Here is a 16,883-nt window from a genome sequence, read left to right on the forward strand (position 1 = left end):
CCCATGCGACGCCTGTTGCCGACCGCCCGGTCGTTCCTTCTGCACTCCGGTCAGGTCGCCGTTCTGGGCGCCGTGGCCGTTCTGGCCATGGCCGCCGCGCCGTTGACGCCGCGCCCGGCCGACGCCGAGACCTTCGCCGTGCCGGAAGCCCCGCCGGTGACCGCCATCGCGGCGCCCGCCGGGCCGGTCACCCGCCTGATCACCTTCGCCGAGCCGGTGCGCGGCTATGCCGTCAACTCCGCCTTCGGCCTGCGCCGCCTGCCGGGTCAGGCCGCCCGCCACCACGACGGCGTCGACATCGCCGCGCCGACTGGCACCGGCGTTCTGGTCGCCGCGGAAGGCCGCATCCTGCGCACCGGCTACGACGCCGGCGGATATGGCCGCTTCATCGAGGTCCGCCACCCCAACGGGATGAGCACCCTCTACGGCCATCTCAGCCGTATCGACGTCGCCAGCGGGGACACTGTTGCCTCCGGCCAACGTATCGGCCTGGTCGGCTCCACCGGTCGTTCCACCGGCCCCCACCTGCATTTCGAGGTTCGCCGCGGCGACCGCCAGATCAATCCGGTGCGGGTGATGGGAGAAGCCTTCCCGGTCGTTGTCGCCGACACCTGACAACGTCGCTTTCCGTACATACGCCCACGCTTTCTTCACCCCTTTCCGGGATAGTTCCCGCCGAAGGGGGCCCTCTTGGACCGTATTCTCTACTGCATCACGTTCCAGCACGACTGGCGGTGGACTCTTGCCGCCGGTCTCGTGTGCGTGTTCGGCGTGGGGACCGCATACCAGTTACTGGGCCGCGCCCGCGCGTCCATCGGGATTCGTAGGCGCAATCTGGCGATGCTGGCGGCTCTGACGGGCGGTCTGGCGGTCTTCACGACCCACTACATGGCCATGCAGGGCTATGACGCGGGCGGCGACGTTCGCTACGATGTCTGGCCCACCATCAGCTCCTTCTTCATGGCCTTCGCCAGCATCGGTCTGGCCTGTCTGGCGAACCTCGCCCGTAGCGGTCCGGTCACGCGCGCCCTCGGCGCCGCCCTGGCGATGTCCGGCGTGGCGGCCATGCATTTCCTCGGCGTCGCGGCGCTGGAGCTGCCGGGCCTGATCGTCTGGCGCGCTGATCTGGCCGCCCTGTCGGTGCTGGCGGGCATCGTTCTGGCCTCGACCAGCGCCGCCTTCCTGTATGGCAGTGCGCCGTGGCGTCGCTTCGCCGCGGGCGGCTGCGGGGCTGTCGCCGTGGTGGTCCTGCACTTCGGCGCCATGAGCGCCATGAGCTTCGAGCCCCGAACGGGGACCGAGATCGCTCCCTGGACCCTGACGCCCGGCCTGATGACCCTCGTACTGGCAGGCATGATGCTGGGCATCGCGGCCGTCGCCGGCGTCGCGATCTGGATGTGGTGGATGTCCCGCGCCAGCGCCCTGGGCCAACTGAGGCAGGCCATCGAAGCCATGCCTGACGGTCTGGCCTTCTATGACGGCGAAGACCGGCTGGTCCTGTGGAACACCCGCTACGCCGAGGTGAACCCCGAGCTATCGACCACGCTCAAGCGCGGCATGACCTTCCGCGAGATTCTCCAGATCGGCATTGATGAGGGCCTCTACGCGGAGGCTGTCGGTCGTGAGGCCGAGTGGATCGAGGAGCGGATGAGCACCCGCGCCGCGCGCCTGACCAGCCTGGAGCAACAGATCGCGGGCGACCGCTGGCTGCGCGTCTCGGACCGCCGCACCGTCGCGGGCGGCACCGTCACCATCTGCACCGACATCACCGAGCTGAAACGCGACGCCCGCGCCCTAGCTGACGCCCGCGACGCCGCACAGGCCGCCAACGGCGCCAAGAGCCAGTTCCTGGCCAATATGAGTCATGAGATCCGCACCCCCCTGAACGGGGTGATCGGCATTGCGCAGGCGCTGGCCAACACCGACCTGTCGGCCCGTCAGAAGGAAATGCTGGACCTGATCCAGTCGTCCAGCCGCACCCTGCAGGTCCTGCTGAGCGACATTCTGGATCTGGCCCGCGTCGAGTCCGGCCGCCTTGAGCTGAACGACGAAGCCTTCGACCTGGGTCGAGCTGTCCGCGAGGCCGCCCAGCTTTACGAGGCCTCGGCGCGCGACAAGGGGCTGCAGTTCTTCGTCGAGATCGCCCCGGAGGTTGATCGCTGGATCGAAGGCGACGTTGTGCGCCTGAAGCAGATCCTGACCAATCTGGTTTCCAACTCGGTCAAATTCACCGAACAGGGCTTCGTCTCCCTGACCGCCCTGCCCGGTCCGATGCGCGAGGGCAAGCCGACGCTGCAGTTCGCCATCGACGACACCGGCATCGGCTTCGACAGCGAGACCCGCGCCCGCCTGTTCAGCCGCTTCGAGCAGGCCGATGGCGGCATCACCCGCAAGTTCGGCGGCTCGGGCCTCGGGCTGTCCATCTCGCGCCAACTGGCCGACATGATGGGCGGGGAACTCGACTGTGAGAGCGAGCCCGGCGGCGGCTCATGCTTCATCCTGACGGTGCCCCTGCGCCTCGCCGAAGCGCCGGTCGCGGCGACCGTGGAAGACTCGGCCCTGGCCGCCGGCGACGACCGCCGTCTTCGCGTCCTCATCGCTGACGATCACCCCGTCAACCGCAAGGTCGTCGAAATGATCCTGTCGCAAGCCGAGATCGATCTGACGACCGTTGAAGACGGCTCTCAGGCGCTGAACGCCATGCGCGACGGAGACTACGACCTGGTTCTGATGGACATGCAGATGCCGGTCATGGACGGGCTGACCGCGACCCGTGAAATCCGCCTGCATGAGGCGGCTATGGGGCTGCCGCGCACGCCAGTCGTCATGCTGACCGCGAACGCCCTGCCCGAGCATATCGCCTCGGCGGAAGCCGCGGGAGCGGATCGCCACCTGGCCAAGCCCTTCGATGCTGCGGAACTGCTGGAGCTGGTGATCTCCCTGCCGCGCGCCGCACAGGCCGCGCTCGCCGCCTGATCACAGGCGACGCGCGCAACTCCGTTACGTCTTACTCGTACCCGTGAGCCGCCTCGTTGATGACCTGCGAAGGCATCGACGAGAAGTCCACGCTGACCGGCTGGGCGATCTTGGCCCGGTAGGTCTTGAGCACATGCTCAAGGCGACGCCGCACCTCGCGCTCCGCATCGGTCTGGCTGGCCAGGTTCAGAGGAGCCAGGCAGAAGTCGATGATGGCCGTCGGGTTGTTCAGCGGTTCCATGGTCATTCTCCCTTCGGGGGTTGGGTCCTGTTACTCGGCCGCGACGAACTGGGCGGTTTCGGTCGAGTCCTTCAGCGCGGTGGTCGACGACTGGCCGTTCGAAATGACCGTCGCGACCTGGTCGAAGTAGCCGGTGCCCACCTCGCGCTGGTGCCGGGTCGCGGTGTAGCCGCGGGCCTCGTTGGCGAACTCGCGCTGCTGCAGCTCGGAATAGGCCGCCATGCCGCGATCGCGGTAGCCGTCGGCCAGCTCGAACATGCCGTTGTTCAGGCTGTGGAAGCCCGCCAGCGTCACGAACTGGAATTTGTAGCCCATGGCGCCCAGCTCGCGCTGGAACTTGGCGATGGTGGCGTCGTCCAGCTTGGCCTTCCAGTTGAAGGACGGCGAGCAGTTGTAGGCCATCAGCTTGCCGGGGTGCTCCTTCTGGACCGCCTCGGCGAACTTGCGGGCGTCATCCAGATCAGGGTGCGAGGTCTCCCACCACAGCACATCGGCGATCTTCGCATAGCTAAGGCCCCGCGCGATGCAGTGCTCCAGGCCCGTGCCCTCCTTCAGACGGAAAAAGCCTTCGGGCGTGCGGTTGTCACGGTCGATGAAAGGCTGGTCCCGCTCATCGATGTCCGAGGTGATCAGTTGCGCGCTCTCGGCGTCGGTGCGGGCGACCGTGATGGTCGGCGTGCCCATGACGTCGGCGGCCAGACGGGCCGCGATCAGGTTGCGCTCATGCGCCTGCGTCGGGATCAGCACCTTGCCGCCCAGATGGCCGCACTTCTTCTCGGACGCCAACTGGTCCTCGAAGTGGACGCCCGAGGCGCCCGCCTCGATGAAGGCCTTCATGATCTCGAAGCTGTTCAGCGGCCCACCGAAACCGGCCTCGGCGTCGGCGACGATCGGCACGAACCAATCGCGCTTCGCCCCACCCTCGGCGTGTTCGATCTGGTCGGCGCGTTGCAGGGTGCGGTTGATGCGGCGGCACAGCTCGGGCGCGGCGTTGGCCGGGTACAGCGACTGGTCCGGATACATGGCGCCGGCGGTGTTGGCGTCGGCGGCGACCTGCCAGCCGGACAGATAGATGGCCTTCAGGCCCGCGCGGACCATCTGCATGGCCTGATTGCCGGTCACGGCGCCCAGGGCGTTGATGAAGGGCTCGCTGTGCAGCAGTTCCCACAAGCGATTGGCGCCGCGCTCGGCCAGGGTGTGAGTGATCGGCACCGATCCGCGCAGGCGCAGAACGTCCTCCGGGGTGTACGGACGCTCGATGCCGTCGAAACGGCCGGCGGGCGAAGGAACCAGATCGGCGAAGGTGGTCATGGCGGGTCTCTGTCCTGTGGAGCCGTCGATGCGCGGCGGGTCGCAGGAGGGAAACACGCGAAGGTCACAAACAACACAGACATGAAGGGACATATCGCGTCATTGAGTCATAACATGACACTTGCTGTTAAGTCACTTTGTGACATCATGCAGACATGGACACCGCTGACCGCAAGCTGTTCCTCGGCGGCCGCCTGAAGCGGCTGCGACGGGATCTGGGCCTGACCCAGACGGCGATGGCCGGCGATCTGGGCGTGTCCCCCAGCTATCTGAACCATATCGAGCGCAATCAGCGCCCCGTCTCAGCCCAACTCCTGCTTCGTCTGGCCGAAACCTATGACGTGGACCTGCGTGCTCTGGGGCAGTCGGGCGGCCCGGCATCGGAAGCGACTTTGTCCGAGGCCTTCGCCGATCCGGTCTTTCAGGGCCTCGCCGTCCCCCGGCATGAGATCGTGCAGTTGGCCGAGGACCAGCCCGCCGTCGCCGACGCCGTCCTGCGCCTCTATCGTGCGTTCAGTGACAGACGCGCCCGCGAACGCGCCGTGGCTGGCATCGACGTCGGCGGTGACGAAACCCCCGCCGACCGCGTCCGCGACTTCGTTCAGGCCCGCCAGAACCACTTTCCGGAACTGGACGCCATGGGCGAACGACTCGCCGCCGAACTGGAGACCGAAACGCCGGGCGAAAGCTTCGAAACCCGCGCGCGCGCGCGGCTGCAGGCCCATCACGGCCTGACCGTCCGCACCCTGCCCGACGACGTGATGGTCGAGTGGACGCGCCGCTATGATCCGCACCGCAAGCGTCTGCATCTGTCGGAGACGCTCGGCCCCTCCTCCCGCGCCTTCGCCGTCGCCTTCCAGCTGGCGCTGGCGGAGCATGACAACGAACTGACCGCCCTGACCGCATCGGCCGACATGCCGGATGACGCAACGCGCCGCGTGTTGAAGGTGGCCCTGACCAACACCCTCGCCGCCGCGATCCTGATGCCCTACAGCGCCTTTCACGCGGCGGCGGAGGCCAACGGCTACGACTTGGGCCGTCTTGAAGCGCGTTTCGGGGTCAGTTTCGAGCAGGCCGCGCACCGGCTGACCACCCTGTCACGACCGAGCGCGCGCGGCGTGCCCTTCTTCCTGATGCGGGTCGATCAGGCGGGGAACATCTCCAAGCGTTTCGCCTCGGGCGCCTTCCCCTTCTCGCGCTTCGGCGGGGCCTGCCCGCGCTGGCGGCTGCACAGCGCCTTCCGCACGCCGGGCCGGATCGTCACCCAGATCATCGAGACGCCGGACGGACAGCGCTGGTTCACCCTGGCCCGCACCGTCGAGCGTCAGGGCCGCGACGCCTTCACCGAGGGGCACGACCTCGCCATCGGGCTGGGCTGCGAGCTGAAGCACGCCCGCAAGCTGATCCATGCCCGCGGCCTCGATCTCGCCGCGCCGGAGGTGACGCCCATCGGCCCCGCCTGCCGCCTGTGCCACCGCCACCCCTGCGCCGAACGCGCCGCCCCGCCAGTCGACCGCGCCCCGGCAGTCGATGACTGGTCCAAGTCGGTCAGCCCGTGGCCGTTCGTCCAGGAGGCGGGCTGAGCCTCAGACCAGCTTCACCTTGCCGCCTTCCATCCGGTAAGCGACGCCCGTGCGGTCGAACAGGCGGGCGATCAGGACGGCGGGATCAGGCGCACCCTCATCCAGAAGGGTGTCGATCTCGCGCCGCACATCCGGATCGCCGGTCAGCTGGAGCAAGGCCGCCAGCCATTCCTCGCGGTTGACCTTGCCGTCCTCCCGATTGCGCTCGATCAGGCCCTTCAAGAAGTCGAACCAGTCGCCGCCGGTCGCGCGTCGTTGCGCCGCCTCCGCCGCCAGACCGAAGACGGCGCCACAGGCGTAGTAGGCGCGGTGTTCGCTGCGCTGGTTGGCCGAGGCCACCGGCTTGACCGCCAGCGTGGTGCAGTCATCGACCTCTTCCTGCAAGGCGGTCATGACATCATAGGTCGGGCTCAGCACCGCCTGTGCGCGCATTGCCATCAGGTCGGCGCCGCCCTCGGTGATCCAGGCCTCACGGCTGAACTCGTACCGGATGGTCTGGCCCAGCCAGAAGTGCGCGCTTTCGTGACCGATGAACCAGCGGGCGTGGTCGCGCATCTCCGTCGATTCCGTGACGACGTTGTCGCCCTCGAAGGCCATGATGATCAGGCCCGGCAGGACGCTGCCGCCCATGCTGCGCAGCTGCGGCGTCGGGCCGTTCCAACTGACCATAATGGTGGGCTTGTCGGTCTGCCCCGGTCCCAGCCGTTCGGCATAGTAGGCGGCGATGCGCGGCGAAAAGGTCTTGATCTCGTCCCCCAGCCAGACCGGCAAACCGGGGTCGATAACTGTCGCCAGACGTGGGCTGTCGACCAGATCGGCCCGCCCGAACAAGACATAGACGTTGCTGCGCTCGGAGACCGGAGCGGCCTGACGTTCGCCTTCGAACAGAACAGGCCCGGCGGCGTCGCGCCATGTGATCCGGGAGTTATCGCTCTCGATCTCGACGTCATTCAGATCCATCGGCAGCGCTTCAGCCGCCTCGGGCGAGGCGATGGGGAACAGGGTGAAATGCCCGGCGTACAGGGCCGCAGAACCGTCCGTGAAGATCAGGGCCGGGTCATAGTCGGCGTTGAGATCCTCCGCCTTGGGCGTCATCCGGATGCGAATGTTGCGAGGGACCGGACCTCCATCCGTGGTGCGAAGGATATCGAAATGCCCCCGGCGCTCCAGAACGACACCCGGTGTTTCGACCGCCCACTGACCTTCGCGCCAGGGCTTGCCGCTTTCCCGCGCCAGCGCCGAGCGCAGGAAGACCCAGGTCGGAGAATCCGACGGCAGGGTGAAGTCCGCCGTCCATCGCTCGCCGTCACGGCTGACGGTCACCAGCGGGACCGGCCTTTCAGCCTCAACCTTGGCGGACGTGGTGCCGCATCCGGTCAGAAGCGCGGCGGCCGCGCAGGCGGCGAGAACGGCTGAACGCATCTGAAAACTCCCTGTATGTTCGAAGCGTAGCCATGGGGCGCAAGAACCGTCAGCTTACGCTTTCGTCACGCTTGGGACCGTGCCAGGGCGCGGGTCGCGGCGGCCAGTTCTTCCGCCATCACCATCTTCAGGCGCTCGGGCGCGACGATCTCCACCTGCTCGCCCCAGCTGAACAGGTGCCAGGCCAGTTCACGCATGCCCGAGGCGCGAAACTTCACTTCCACACTCCCATCAGCCTGATCCTCGACCGACTGGGTCGGGTGCCAACGCCAGCCCTTCGCCTCTGCAGCCCCTTCGGGCGTGATGCGCAGAACCACATCCTCGATGGCGTCCTGATAGATGCCGAACGACTGGCCGGCGAAGACCTGAAGATCGAAGTCGGCGGGCGGAACGGCCACGCCCGGCTCGGCCTTCACCGCGCTCATCCGATCCAGGCGGAAAGTCTTGATGGCTCCGGTCTCGCGCTCGGCGGCGACCAGATAGTTGGCGCGGCCGAACATCAGGCCGCAGGGCGTCATCACCCGCCGCCGCGCCTCGGTGCCCGGACGGCTGTAGATAAAGCCCAGCGGCTGTCCGGCCAGCACCGCCTGCCGGATCTCGGCCAGCACCACTTCGTCGGCCGTGGCGCGGGGACCGGCCTGCACCGCCAGGGTCTCGGCGCGCACCAGCGCTTCGAGGTCCGGCGCCAACCGGTTCAGGGTGGTCGAGCGGACCGCGGACTTCAGCTTGCGCTCCAGGCTTTCCAGCGCCTCGGCCCGAGCCGGTTCGCCGGTCGCGCGCAACCCCTGCGCCGCCCGGGTCAGCTCGATCAGCTCCTCGGCCGTCGGGGCCTGCTCAAAGGCCGACAACCCGCCCCGGATGCGCCAGCGTTTGTACGGCGGGTCGGACACCTCCTCCGCCTGCGGGAACAACGCCACCACCGCATCGCGGATACGCTCGGCGGTCCTGCGGGCGGTCCCCGTCTCGCGCATCATGTCTTCCATGGTCAGGCCTTCCGCGCTGGCCGCCATGCGCCGCGCCAGCTCCAGAACCAGGGCTGCTCTGTCAAATCTCATGCCCGGACCAGAGCATACGACCAAAAATGACGCAACGCTGTTTTAGAACTCCATTCATCGACAGCGACATCGCTTCACGGAGTTCACACATGGCCCGCTTCATTCCCGCCGCCCGCATCGCCGCCAGCCGCTATCTGATCGTTCCCTGCGAGGCCGAAGCCGGCCTGGCCGTCATCTGGGATCGTCTGGAAGAACAGGTGATCGACGTCATCGACGCCCGCCAGTCGGCCCGCTACGCCGAGGAGGACGCGTTGTGGGACGAAGCCCGTCCGCTGTTCGATCCGGCCGGCGACTTCCGGATCGCGGCCTGAGCTCAGGCTGCCTTCGGCTTGGTCCAGCGATCAATCAGGCGTTGGGCCGGCTGTTCCACGAATTTTTGGGCCACTACGGCCAGCGCCACGATCAGGCCGAACAGGCCGATGCCGAACAGATCATTCAGCCAGACCGAGCCGAAGTCGATCCGACGCGCGGGCATCCAGTCCAGCTTGCGTGCGACGATGATGGTCACCACCAGCACGAACATGTGCACCATGTAGATGGCGAACGACCACCGACCGAGGGTGACGATGGGCTTCCTGTCCAGCAGACGGGACAGCGCTCCGTCCTCGCCGGCGAACACCCAGACCGAGGCGACGAACAGCAGGGTCACCAGCACGGTCGCGGGGCCGGTCGCATAGCCGATGAAGGCGCAGACGCAGACCACGGTCGCGACCTCCAGCGCCGTCGCCGCATGCCCCTTGAGCCGCGGGATCGACATCCAGAAGCCTTGCAACAGGCTGCCCAGGAAGAAGCCGTAGACAGCGCGCGGGAAGGCGAAGTCATAGGTGGTGTTCATGTACCGCTTCGCCTGCGTCAGGACGATCACCGCCCCGATCACGGCCAGAACCGCGCCGATCCAGCGCCAGGCCCTGGGGGTCGCCAGCACCAGCAGAGCGAAGACGACATAGCAGCCGACCTCGACGCTCAGGGTCCACGACGGCCCGTTCCAGGTCAGGGACGGATGGATATTGAAGGCCTGAATGAGGAACAGGTTGGAGAAGATCGCCTCCACCGAGCGGTCCCGCGTGAACGGCGTCACACTGTCGAAGTGGAACCACAGACGGCAGAGCTCCAGCCCGATGTAGGCCCCCAGCATCAGCACGTGCAGCGGCCAGACCCGGCCCAGACGACGCACCATGAACCGCCCCCCGTCCGTCGGCGTCTTCAGCCGCTGCGCATAGGCGTGGGCGATGACGAAGCCGGACAGGACGAAGAAGTAGTCGACAAACAGATAGCTGTGCTGGATCAGGCCCCAGTCCCGCCAGTGGCTGGCCACCGGCATGTGGAACATGACCACCAGAATGGCGCACACCCCGCGCAGGGAATCCAGCGCCTCGAAGCGACGGTGAGCGGGATTCGCGGGGGTCGATGTCGGGTTCACGACGGCGTGATAGCGCCGCCCGATGACGCGCGATAGAGCCTTGGTTACAGCGGACCCTCGGGCCGGTGTTTCCGCCGGATCGACGCCACCGAGCGCACCACCAGTTCGCGCAGGACCGCCGGGTCCAGATCGTCCAGCCGGTTCACATACAAACAGCCCACGCTGGCCTTGTGCTTGCCCAGCCGGGTCAGAAGATCGTCAGCACCGTCGAAGTCGCGGAAGACATAGAGGACCAGATTGGCCTTGCGCGGCGAGAAGCCGATTATCGGCCAGTCGCCGGTCGGCCCGCGATAGCAGCCGTAGCCGATGATGGACGGGCCCCACAGCACGGCGGGTTCGCCTGATGCCTCGGTCATCAGGGCGTTGACCGCCTCGGCGTCCACCCGCCGTCGCAGATTCTCCACCGCTGCGATGAAATCAGAAACGGAAGCATCGGTCGGTTTGGTCCTGGGTTCAGCGGGCATCGTCTTCCCTACTCCGCATCCGGTCGTTCCGAAGACTACCGCTCCGGGACCAGCCGCCAAGCGCCGTTTTCAAACAGGATGACCGCCGACCCGCGAAGGCCACCCGCCCCCTCGCCCCAGATCTCGTAGCGCACGCCGGTGGAAAGCGGCCGTGGCGGCGCCGCCGTGACCAGCCCCCGGAACGACTGGCCATAGGTCAGCCGCCGCAGGTTTTCACACCCGCCGTCAGGGTTGGTCAGCCGCCAGTTCGCCTGTTTATCCGGCACGGCGCGCGCCCAGCTCCCGGGCGCTTCCACCGCCATATGAAACTGCTGCAGACAGAGGCCGCCGCCGCGGACCAGCCCGTCATTCCGCCGGATCTCAAGGACCGGTCGCTCAAGCGGCCCCGATATCTCGAGATCGAAGGGCGCCGGACTGCAGCCGGACAACAGAAGGAGCGCCGCGAGCGCAAAAAGCCGTTTCATCCGCTCAGCCTGCGGGCCCGTCGGGATTGTCCCAAGTGACGTTTCCTGACGCCGGTCGTCGCCAGGTCTCATGCGGCTCGGCGTATTTGCGCATGAACGCCTCATCGCTGATGCCCAGCATCGAAAGGGCCGCACGGAATTTCGGCTCATCCAACTGGCGACGCAGGGTGCGGATGCAGTCCACCGACGGACCCTCGTAAGACGAGACACGGGACGCATTTCGCAACGCGCCCCGGTCGATCCGGCTGACCGCCTTGATCCAGTTGGTCAGGGTCCGGGGTTCTTCCGCGGTCGTCGCGCGGCGAAATTCGAACGAGTCGCCATAGGGGAAATGCACCCGGTAGGTGAGGCTCGCCTGCGTCCCCTTCCCGCGTCCGCTGGCCAACCGGCATCCGACCTCGACCCGCTCGGCCGTCCGGAACGGATACAGCTCCTCCCAGTACCCCTGCCGGTCGAGCCCGGAGGCGACCAGTCGGTCGGGAAAGATCAACACCTCGGAACGCAGCGACAGCCCCGTAACGCCCAGGCTGATGAGGCCCAGCACCAGCCACGGCCACCGCACCAGCCGCCACCACCGCGCCGGTTCCCGAAACAACATCAGCGCCCCGAGGATCACGGCGGTCAGACAGCCGGCGAGAAACGCCAGCCCCATCCCGGCCTGTTCTGTCTCCGGCCACCAGAGGATCACCGCGGGCTCACGCGGCCCCATCGCGGAACGCGCCATCTCCCACAATAGCGGAAGGATCACAGGCAGTATCGCGGTGGGGACGATAACCAGCATCACAGCCCGCAGCCGCTTCCCGAGCCGCTCCATGGCGTCCAGCATCGGGGTCGGCCCTCGCGGGGGCTCAGGCGACCAACTCACAGCGCCTTCACGATCCCCTCGACCATCTTCTTGGCGTCGGCGAACAGCATCATGGTATTGTCGCGGAAGAACAGCTCGTTCTCGACGCCCGCATAGCCCGCCGCCATGCCGCGCTTGATGAACAGGACGGTGCCCGCCTTCTCCACGTCGAGGATCGGCATGCCGTAGATGGCGCTGGTCGGATCGGTCTTGGCCGCCGGGTTGGTGACGTCATTGGCGCCGATGACGAAGGCGACGTCACAGCTGCCGAACTCGCTGTTGATGTCCTCCAGCTCAAACACCTCGTCATAGGGGACATTGGCCTCGGCCAGCAGGACGTTCATGTGACCCGGCATCCGGCCCGCGACGGGGTGGATGGCGTATTTCACATCGACCCCCTCCTCCTTCAGCTTGTCGGCCATCTCGCGCAGGGCGTGCTGGGCCTGTGCCACCGCCATGCCGTAGCCGGGCACGATGATGACCTTCGAGGCGTTCTTCATGATGAAGGCCGCGTCGTCGGCCGAGCCCTGTTTGACCGGGCGGGTCTCGACGTGGCCGCCCGCGCCCGCAGCCGCCGCATCACCACCGAAACCGCCAAGAATTACAGAGAAGAAGCTGCGGTTCATGCCCTTGCACATGATGTAGCTCAGGATTGCACCCGAGCTGCCGACCAATGCGCCGGTGATGATCAGGGCGATGTTCTCCAGCGTGAAGCCCAGCGCCGCCGCAGCCCAGCCCGAGTAGGAATTGAGCATCGAGACGACCACCGGCATGTCCGCCCCGCCGATGGGGATGATCAGGGTCGCGCCCAGGATCAGGGCCAGGACGAACACGCCCCAGAAGGCCCAGGTCGCCGTCCCGCCCGAGCCGATCATGACGCCGATCAGCAGGACCAGAGCAAGAGCCAGAGCAATGTTGATCAGGTGCCGCGCGGGCAGGAGGATCGGCGCGCCCGACATATTGCCGTTCAGCTTGGCGAAGGCGATGACCGAGCCGGTGAAGGTGATGGCGCCGATGGCGACGCCGAGGCTCAGTTCGATGATCGACAGGGTCTTGATCCCGCCCTCAGCGGTGGCGATGCCGAAGCTGTCAGGGGCATAGACCGCACCCACCGCCACCAGACAGGCGGCCATGCCGACGAGGCTGTGGAAGGCCGCGACCAGCTGGGGCATCTGGGTCATCTGCACCCGCCCCGCGATCACCGCGCCCGCGCCGCCGCCGACCACCACGCCGCCGACGATCAGACCGGCCGTCAACAGGTCCAGCGCGCCCGAGCTCCAGAGCGTCAGCACCGTCACGCCCACGGCCAGCGCCATGCCGATCATGCCGAAGGTGTTGCCCCGACGGCTGGTCTCCGGGCTGGACAGCCCGCGCAGCGACAGGATGAACAGGACGCCCGCGACCAGATAGGCCAGCGCCGCGATGGATGCGTTCACGCCATTCCCCCCTTGTTATGTTTCATCGGCCCCTTGGCCGGGCAGGCGGTGCGCGTCAGCCGCCACAGGGCCGCGCACACGAACAGGGGCGCCAGCAGGGCCAGCGCCCAGTCGACCACGCTCATCGGCTTTCCCTGTCCCAGAAAGCGCAACAGGATCGACGAGAAGACCAGCACGGTCCCGCAATCCATCTGCCGCAGGCGACGGATCGGATGCTTTTCGATGAACGACCACGCCCACAGGGCCACGCCGATCACCAGACCGACGATCGAGATCCAGAAGACGATGCCGGCGCCGAGGGAATTCACGACGCGGCGGGCCCGGGCTTCGGCTTTTCCTTCTTGCGGTACATGGCCAGCATACGTCGCGTGACCATGAAGCCGCCGAAGATGTTGACGCTGGCGAGCGTAACAGCCGCCACGCCCGCCCCCTTGGCGATCCAGCCGTCTCCGCCCGAGGCTGTCGCGGCGGCGGCGATCAGGCCGCCGACGACGATGACGCTGGAAATGGCGTTGGTCACGGCCATCAGCGGCGTGTGCAGGGCCGGTGTCACACTCCAGACGACGTAATAGCCGACGAAGATCGCCAGCACGAAAATGGCCAGCCGGAAGATGGTGGGATCGACGTGTTCCATCAGCCCTTCACTCCTTCATGCACCACGGCGCCGCCGTTGGTGACCACGGACGCCTTGAGGATTTCATCCTCCAGATCGACCGCCAGCGCGCCGTCCTTCACGAACAGCCCGACGAAAGCGACGAGGTTACGGGCGTAGAGGGCGCTGGCGTCCGCGGCGATCCGGCCCGGCAGGTTGGACCAGCCGACGATCTGGACGCCGTTCGGGGTGGTGACCACCTCGCCCGGCTTCGCGCCCTCGACGTTGCCGCCGTTATCGATGGCCAGATCGACCAGCACCGAGCCGGGCTTCATCGAGGCCACATGCGCCGCCGTGACCAGACGCGGGGCCGGACGGCCGGGGATCAGTGCTGTGGTGATGACGATGTCCTGCTTGACGATGTGCGAGGCCGTCAGCTCGGCCTGCTTGGCCTGATACTCGGCCGACATCGGCTTGGCGTAGCCGGCGGCGGTTTCGGCGGCCTTGAACTCCTCGTCCTCGACGGCGACGAATTTTGCCCCGAGCGACTCGACCTGCTCCTTGGAGGCCGGACGCACATCGGTGGCGGTCACCACCGCGCCCAGACGCCTGGCGGTGGCGATGGCCTGCAGCCCCGCGACGCCCGCGCCCATGACGAAGACCTTGGCCGCGGCGACCGTGCCCGCCGCCGTCATCATCATCGGGAAACCCTTGCCATAGGCGTAGGCGGCCTCGATCACGGCGCGATAGCCGGCGAGGTTGGCCTGCGACGACAGCACGTCCATCACCTGCGCCCGGGTGATGCGCGGCACGAACTCCATGGCGAAGGCGGTCGTCCCGGCCCCGGCCAGCGCCTGCACAGTATCCTTCTCGCGATAGGCGTCGAGCATGGCCGCGACGATCGCGCCGGGCTTCAGGGCGCTGATTTCCTGCGCGGTGGGACCACGCACCTTCAGCAGGATGTCCGCCCCGGTCAGAACCGCCTTGGTGTCCTTGGCCACCGTCGCCCCGGCGGCCTCATAGTCAGCGTCGGGAATGGATGAGCCCGCGCCCGTCCCCGCCTCGACCGTCACGGTCGCGCCCAGCGCGATGAGTTTCTTCACGGTCTCGGGAGTGACGGCGCAGCGCGTCTCGCCTTCACGGCGCTCGCGGGTCACGGCGATGGCGACGGCCAAGCGAATCCCTCCCTCTGTTCTCTCGTTGAGCGACGTTAGGCCGTTCTTCGGCGGCGCGTCAAAACCGCGCCCTCATGGACAGGCGGCCCGCGCTCGACCATAGACGCCGCGTGTCCACCGCCCCCGCCCAAAGTATGCGTCGCAATGATCTGGACTGGATCCGGGTCGCGGCCTTCGGCCTGCTGATCCTGTATCATGTGGCCCTGGTCTATGCGCCGTACGACTGGCACATCCACAGCGCCCACACATTCGGCTGGCTGCATGAAGCGCTGCTGCTGACCAATCCCTGGCGGCTGACCCTGCTGTTCCTCGTCTCGGGCGCGGCCCTGCGCTTCATGACCGGACGGCGCTCTCCGGCACAGACCCTGCGCGCCCGAGCGGAGCGACTGATTCCCCCGCTGATCTTCGGCGCACTGGTGCTGGTGCCGATCCAGTCCTTTGTGGAGGCCATCGACAAGGGCGGCTTCACCGGCAATTTCGCCGACTGGCTGTGGCATGAGTTCAGCCCGTCAGGCCTCGCCAACGGGGTGCCGGTCAATCACCTGTGGTTCATCGTCTACATCGCGGTCTACAGCCTGATCACCATCGGCCTGATGACCCGCCCGACCCTGATGGCGAGGACCGAGTCCTGGCTGGCGCGGAACATGACCGGGTGGCGGCTGGTCGTGATACCTCTGGCCTATCTGGTTGTGATCCGGATCGTGCTGTTCCCGACCTTCGGCATCACCAACAAGCTGACGTGGGATTTCTACAACCACTTCCTGTCGCTGGGGGCCTTCCTGTTCGGCTTCCTGATCGTGCGGCAGGATGCGTTCTGGGCCGAGCTTGAACGCAAACGGCGCCTGTTCGCCGTGATCGCCCTGATCGCCCTGCCGATCATGATGCTGCAGGCGTGGCACCCGGGCGGCGCGACGTGGTTCGGCATTCCGCGCGCGCTCGTCTTCGCCATCGACCAGTGGGCGATGATCGCCGCCCTCCTGGGCTACGCCAGCCGCTATCTGCGTAACACCAAAGGGCCGGCGCTGCCCTACCTCGTGGATGCGACCTTCCCCCTCTATCTGGCGCACCAGACCGTGCTGGTCGTGGCGATGTGGTTCATCCGCCCCGCCGACCTGCCGGCCCCGATCGAGGCGGCCTGTCTGGTCGGCGTCACCTTCGGCGTCAGCCTGCTGATCTACGAGATCGTGCGCCGTATCCCGTTGATCCGCCCGATCTGGGGGCTGAAGCCCTTTCCGGTCCCGGAGGGTCGCGCGAAATACCACCGCCGCCGTCGCCTGCTGTGGATCGGCATGGCGGCGCCGGTGCTGGCGCTGGCCGCCGTGCTGATCGGGGTCGCGACCTGGCCGGGCTTCAATCACGCGACCCAGTACCTCAGCGAACTGGGCGGCGCCTCGGCCCCGCTGCCGCTGATCTTCAACGGCGGGGTCTTCATCGCCGGCGGTATGTGCATCGCGGCCGGCGTGGGCTTCGGCCTGGCGATCCACGCCCTGACCGGCGGCCGCGTCGTGGCGGCCCTGACCGCCGCGGTCTTCATTCTGGCGGGGATCGGCCTGTCGGCTTCCAGCCTCTATCCGTGGCCCGACCCACGGCACATGGCGATCAACCTCGGCCTGGGCATCCAGCTTGCGCCCCTGCTGCTGCTGTGGGGTCTGTGGAAGCACATGGACCTGCGCCGCCTGAAGATTTTCCTGCTGGTCGTCTTCGTCGCCATGGCGGTTCTGACGGTGCTCACCAAGCATCTGGTCTTGCCCGGCACGGTCAATGACGCCAATGTCGGCTGGTGGGAGCGCGCCTACGCGATCATCCTCGTCGGATGGGTGGGAGTCGCCGCCTGGGTGCTGGATCGCCGACTCAAGGCGCATGCCGGGGCTGCGACAGAGGCCGAGTGAGCCTTCAGGCC

Annotated in this window: 18 protein-coding genes; 6 read left to right on the forward strand and 12 right to left on the reverse strand. The window is 67.2% G+C overall.

The genetic code is table 11. The features are described 5' to 3' along the window. Window positions 1–3 precede the first annotated feature (3 nt). The gene (locus tag FKQ52_RS10800) at window positions 4–615 is read left to right on the forward strand and encodes a M23 family metallopeptidase (protein WP_141627188.1); all 612 of its coding nucleotides are present in this window, start codon (window positions 4–6) and stop codon (window positions 613–615) included. 75 nt (window positions 616–690) lie between these two features. Continuing rightward, window positions 691–2,976 carry a response regulator gene (locus FKQ52_RS10805; RefSeq protein WP_141627189.1) on the forward strand — a complete coding sequence of 762 codons (2,286 nt, stop codon included), beginning with the start codon at window positions 691–693 and terminating at the stop codon, window positions 2,974–2,976. A gap of 31 nt (window positions 2,977–3,007) precedes the next feature. Here FKQ52_RS10805 and FKQ52_RS10810 read toward each other — a convergent pair whose 3' ends face one another. Next, window positions 3,008–3,217, reverse strand: coding sequence for a hypothetical protein (locus FKQ52_RS10810; RefSeq protein ID WP_141628329.1), 210 nt, complete (start codon window positions 3,215–3,217; stop codon window positions 3,008–3,010). Between the two features lie 30 nt (window positions 3,218–3,247). Continuing rightward, window positions 3,248–4,528, reverse strand: a complete 1,281-nt coding sequence (gene aceA, locus FKQ52_RS10815) for an isocitrate lyase (protein ID WP_141627190.1) — start codon at window positions 4,526–4,528, stop codon at window positions 3,248–3,250. Window positions 4,529–4,683: 155 nt separating this feature from the next. Here aceA and FKQ52_RS10820 point away from each other — a divergent pair, with 155 nt between their 5' ends. Next, complete coding sequence (locus FKQ52_RS10820) at window positions 4,684–6,111, forward strand: short-chain fatty acyl-CoA regulator family protein (RefSeq protein WP_141627191.1); 1,428 nt, start codon at window positions 4,684–4,686, stop codon at window positions 6,109–6,111. 3 nt (window positions 6,112–6,114) lie between these two features. Here FKQ52_RS10820 and FKQ52_RS10825 read toward each other — a convergent pair whose 3' ends face one another. Then, complete coding sequence (locus tag FKQ52_RS10825; RefSeq protein WP_141627192.1) at window positions 6,115–7,533, reverse strand: hypothetical protein; 1,419 nt, start codon at window positions 7,531–7,533, stop codon at window positions 6,115–6,117. Window positions 7,534–7,598: 65 nt separating this feature from the next. Beyond that, the gene (locus tag FKQ52_RS10830) at window positions 7,599–8,588 is read right to left on the reverse strand and encodes a YafY family protein (RefSeq protein WP_141627193.1); all 990 of its coding nucleotides are present in this window, start codon (window positions 8,586–8,588) and stop codon (window positions 7,599–7,601) included. Window positions 8,589–8,677: 89 nt separating this feature from the next. Between FKQ52_RS10830 and FKQ52_RS10835 the strand changes: the two genes are divergently transcribed. Then, the gene (locus tag FKQ52_RS10835) at window positions 8,678–8,899 is read left to right on the forward strand and encodes a hypothetical protein (RefSeq protein ID WP_141627194.1); all 222 of its coding nucleotides are present in this window, start codon (window positions 8,678–8,680) and stop codon (window positions 8,897–8,899) included. 2 nt (window positions 8,900–8,901) lie between these two features. On the opposite strand, the gene FKQ52_RS10840 is transcribed toward FKQ52_RS10835, so the two are convergent. Genes FKQ52_RS10840 through FKQ52_RS16460 form a run of 3 tightly spaced genes read right to left on the reverse strand, consistent with a single transcriptional unit; the run spans window position 8,902 to window position 10,774 of the window. Further along, a complete protein-coding gene (locus FKQ52_RS10840; RefSeq protein WP_141627195.1) occupies window positions 8,902–10,008 on the reverse strand; it encodes an acyltransferase in 1,107 nt (368 codons plus the stop codon). Between the two features lie 44 nt (window positions 10,009–10,052). Continuing rightward, window positions 10,053–10,472 carry a DUF1801 domain-containing protein gene (locus tag FKQ52_RS10845; protein ID WP_141627196.1) on the reverse strand — a complete coding sequence of 140 codons (420 nt, stop codon included), beginning with the start codon at window positions 10,470–10,472 and terminating at the stop codon, window positions 10,053–10,055. Window positions 10,473–10,507: 35 nt separating this feature from the next. Continuing rightward, complete coding sequence (locus FKQ52_RS16460; protein ID WP_168196834.1) at window positions 10,508–10,774, reverse strand: hypothetical protein; 267 nt, start codon at window positions 10,772–10,774, stop codon at window positions 10,508–10,510. Here FKQ52_RS16460 and FKQ52_RS16465 point away from each other — a divergent pair, their 5' ends adjacent. Continuing rightward, window positions 10,775–10,975, forward strand: a complete 201-nt coding sequence (locus FKQ52_RS16465; protein WP_168196835.1) for a hypothetical protein — start codon at window positions 10,775–10,777, stop codon at window positions 10,973–10,975. It begins immediately after the preceding gene. Here the strand turns inward: FKQ52_RS16465 and FKQ52_RS10855 are convergent. The 5 genes from FKQ52_RS10855 to FKQ52_RS10875 form a co-directional block, all read right to left on the reverse strand. Beyond that, a complete protein-coding gene (locus FKQ52_RS10855) occupies window positions 10,941–11,660 on the reverse strand; it encodes a hypothetical protein (protein WP_141627198.1) in 720 nt (239 codons plus the stop codon). The two genes, FKQ52_RS16465 and FKQ52_RS10855, sit on opposite strands and share 35 nt — an antisense overlap. Before the next feature lie 137 nt (window positions 11,661–11,797). Beyond that, window positions 11,798–13,216 (reverse strand): NAD(P)(+) transhydrogenase (Re/Si-specific) subunit beta, encoded by a 1,419-nt coding sequence (locus FKQ52_RS10860; RefSeq protein WP_141627199.1) that lies wholly within the window; start codon window positions 13,214–13,216, stop codon window positions 11,798–11,800. Beyond that, on the reverse strand, window positions 13,213–13,524 hold the full coding sequence (locus FKQ52_RS10865; RefSeq protein ID WP_141627200.1) for a hypothetical protein: 312 nt from the start codon (window positions 13,522–13,524) through the stop codon (window positions 13,213–13,215). The genes FKQ52_RS10860 and FKQ52_RS10865 overlap by 4 nt, the downstream gene beginning before the upstream one ends. Continuing rightward, the gene (locus FKQ52_RS10870) at window positions 13,521–13,850 is read right to left on the reverse strand and encodes an NAD(P) transhydrogenase subunit alpha (RefSeq protein ID WP_141627201.1); all 330 of its coding nucleotides are present in this window, start codon (window positions 13,848–13,850) and stop codon (window positions 13,521–13,523) included. Before FKQ52_RS10870 ends, FKQ52_RS10865 begins: the two co-directional genes overlap by 4 nt. Then, window positions 13,850–14,983, reverse strand: coding sequence for a Re/Si-specific NAD(P)(+) transhydrogenase subunit alpha (locus tag FKQ52_RS10875; protein WP_141627202.1), 1,134 nt, complete (start codon window positions 14,981–14,983; stop codon window positions 13,850–13,852). Before FKQ52_RS10875 ends, FKQ52_RS10870 begins: the two co-directional genes overlap by 1 nt. 110 nt (window positions 14,984–15,093) lie before the next feature. Here FKQ52_RS10875 and FKQ52_RS10880 point away from each other — a divergent pair, with 110 nt between their 5' ends. After that, window positions 15,094–16,872, forward strand: coding sequence for an acyltransferase family protein (locus FKQ52_RS10880; protein WP_240811629.1), 1,779 nt, complete (start codon window positions 15,094–15,096; stop codon window positions 16,870–16,872). Window positions 16,873–16,883 lie beyond the last annotated feature (11 nt).

The organism is Brevundimonas sp. M20 (assembly GCF_006547065.1).
Lineage (GTDB): Bacteria > Pseudomonadota > Alphaproteobacteria > Caulobacterales > Caulobacteraceae > Brevundimonas.

What these genes read in the sequence shown, in the direction of transcription:
- FKQ52_RS10825 (WP_141627192.1), bottom strand. Translation starts at nt 7,533, where the DNA reads ATGCGTTCAGCCGTTCTCGCCGCCTGCGCGGCCGCCGCGCTTCTGACC.
- FKQ52_RS16465 (WP_168196835.1), top strand. Translation starts at nt 10,775, where the DNA reads ATGAAACTGCTGCAGACAGAGGCCGCCGCCGCGGACCAGCCCGTCATT.
- FKQ52_RS10835 (WP_141627194.1), top strand. Translation starts at nt 8,678, where the DNA reads ATGGCCCGCTTCATTCCCGCCGCCCGCATCGCCGCCAGCCGCTATCTG.
- aceA (WP_141627190.1), bottom strand. Translation starts at nt 4,528, where the DNA reads ATGACCACCTTCGCCGATCTGGTTCCTTCGCCCGCCGGCCGTTTCGAC.
- FKQ52_RS10820 (WP_141627191.1), top strand. Translation starts at nt 4,684, where the DNA reads ATGGACACCGCTGACCGCAAGCTGTTCCTCGGCGGCCGCCTGAAGCGG.
- FKQ52_RS10845 (WP_141627196.1), bottom strand. Translation starts at nt 10,472, where the DNA reads ATGCCCGCTGAACCCAGGACCAAACCGACCGATGCTTCCGTTTCTGAT.
- FKQ52_RS10830 (WP_141627193.1), bottom strand. Translation starts at nt 8,588, where the DNA reads ATGAGATTTGACAGAGCAGCCCTGGTTCTGGAGCTGGCGCGGCGCATG.
- FKQ52_RS10800 (WP_141627188.1), top strand. Translation starts at nt 4, where the DNA reads ATGCGACGCCTGTTGCCGACCGCCCGGTCGTTCCTTCTGCACTCCGGT.
- FKQ52_RS10870 (WP_141627201.1), bottom strand. Translation starts at nt 13,850, where the DNA reads ATGGAACACGTCGATCCCACCATCTTCCGGCTGGCCATTTTCGTGCTG.
- FKQ52_RS10855 (WP_141627198.1), bottom strand. Translation starts at nt 11,660, where the DNA reads ATGGCGCGTTCCGCGATGGGGCCGCGTGAGCCCGCGGTGATCCTCTGG.
- FKQ52_RS10810 (WP_141628329.1), bottom strand. Translation starts at nt 3,217, where the DNA reads ATGGAACCGCTGAACAACCCGACGGCCATCATCGACTTCTGCCTGGCT.
- FKQ52_RS16460 (WP_168196834.1), bottom strand. Translation starts at nt 10,774, where the DNA reads ATGGCGGTGGAAGCGCCCGGGAGCTGGGCGCGCGCCGTGCCGGATAAA.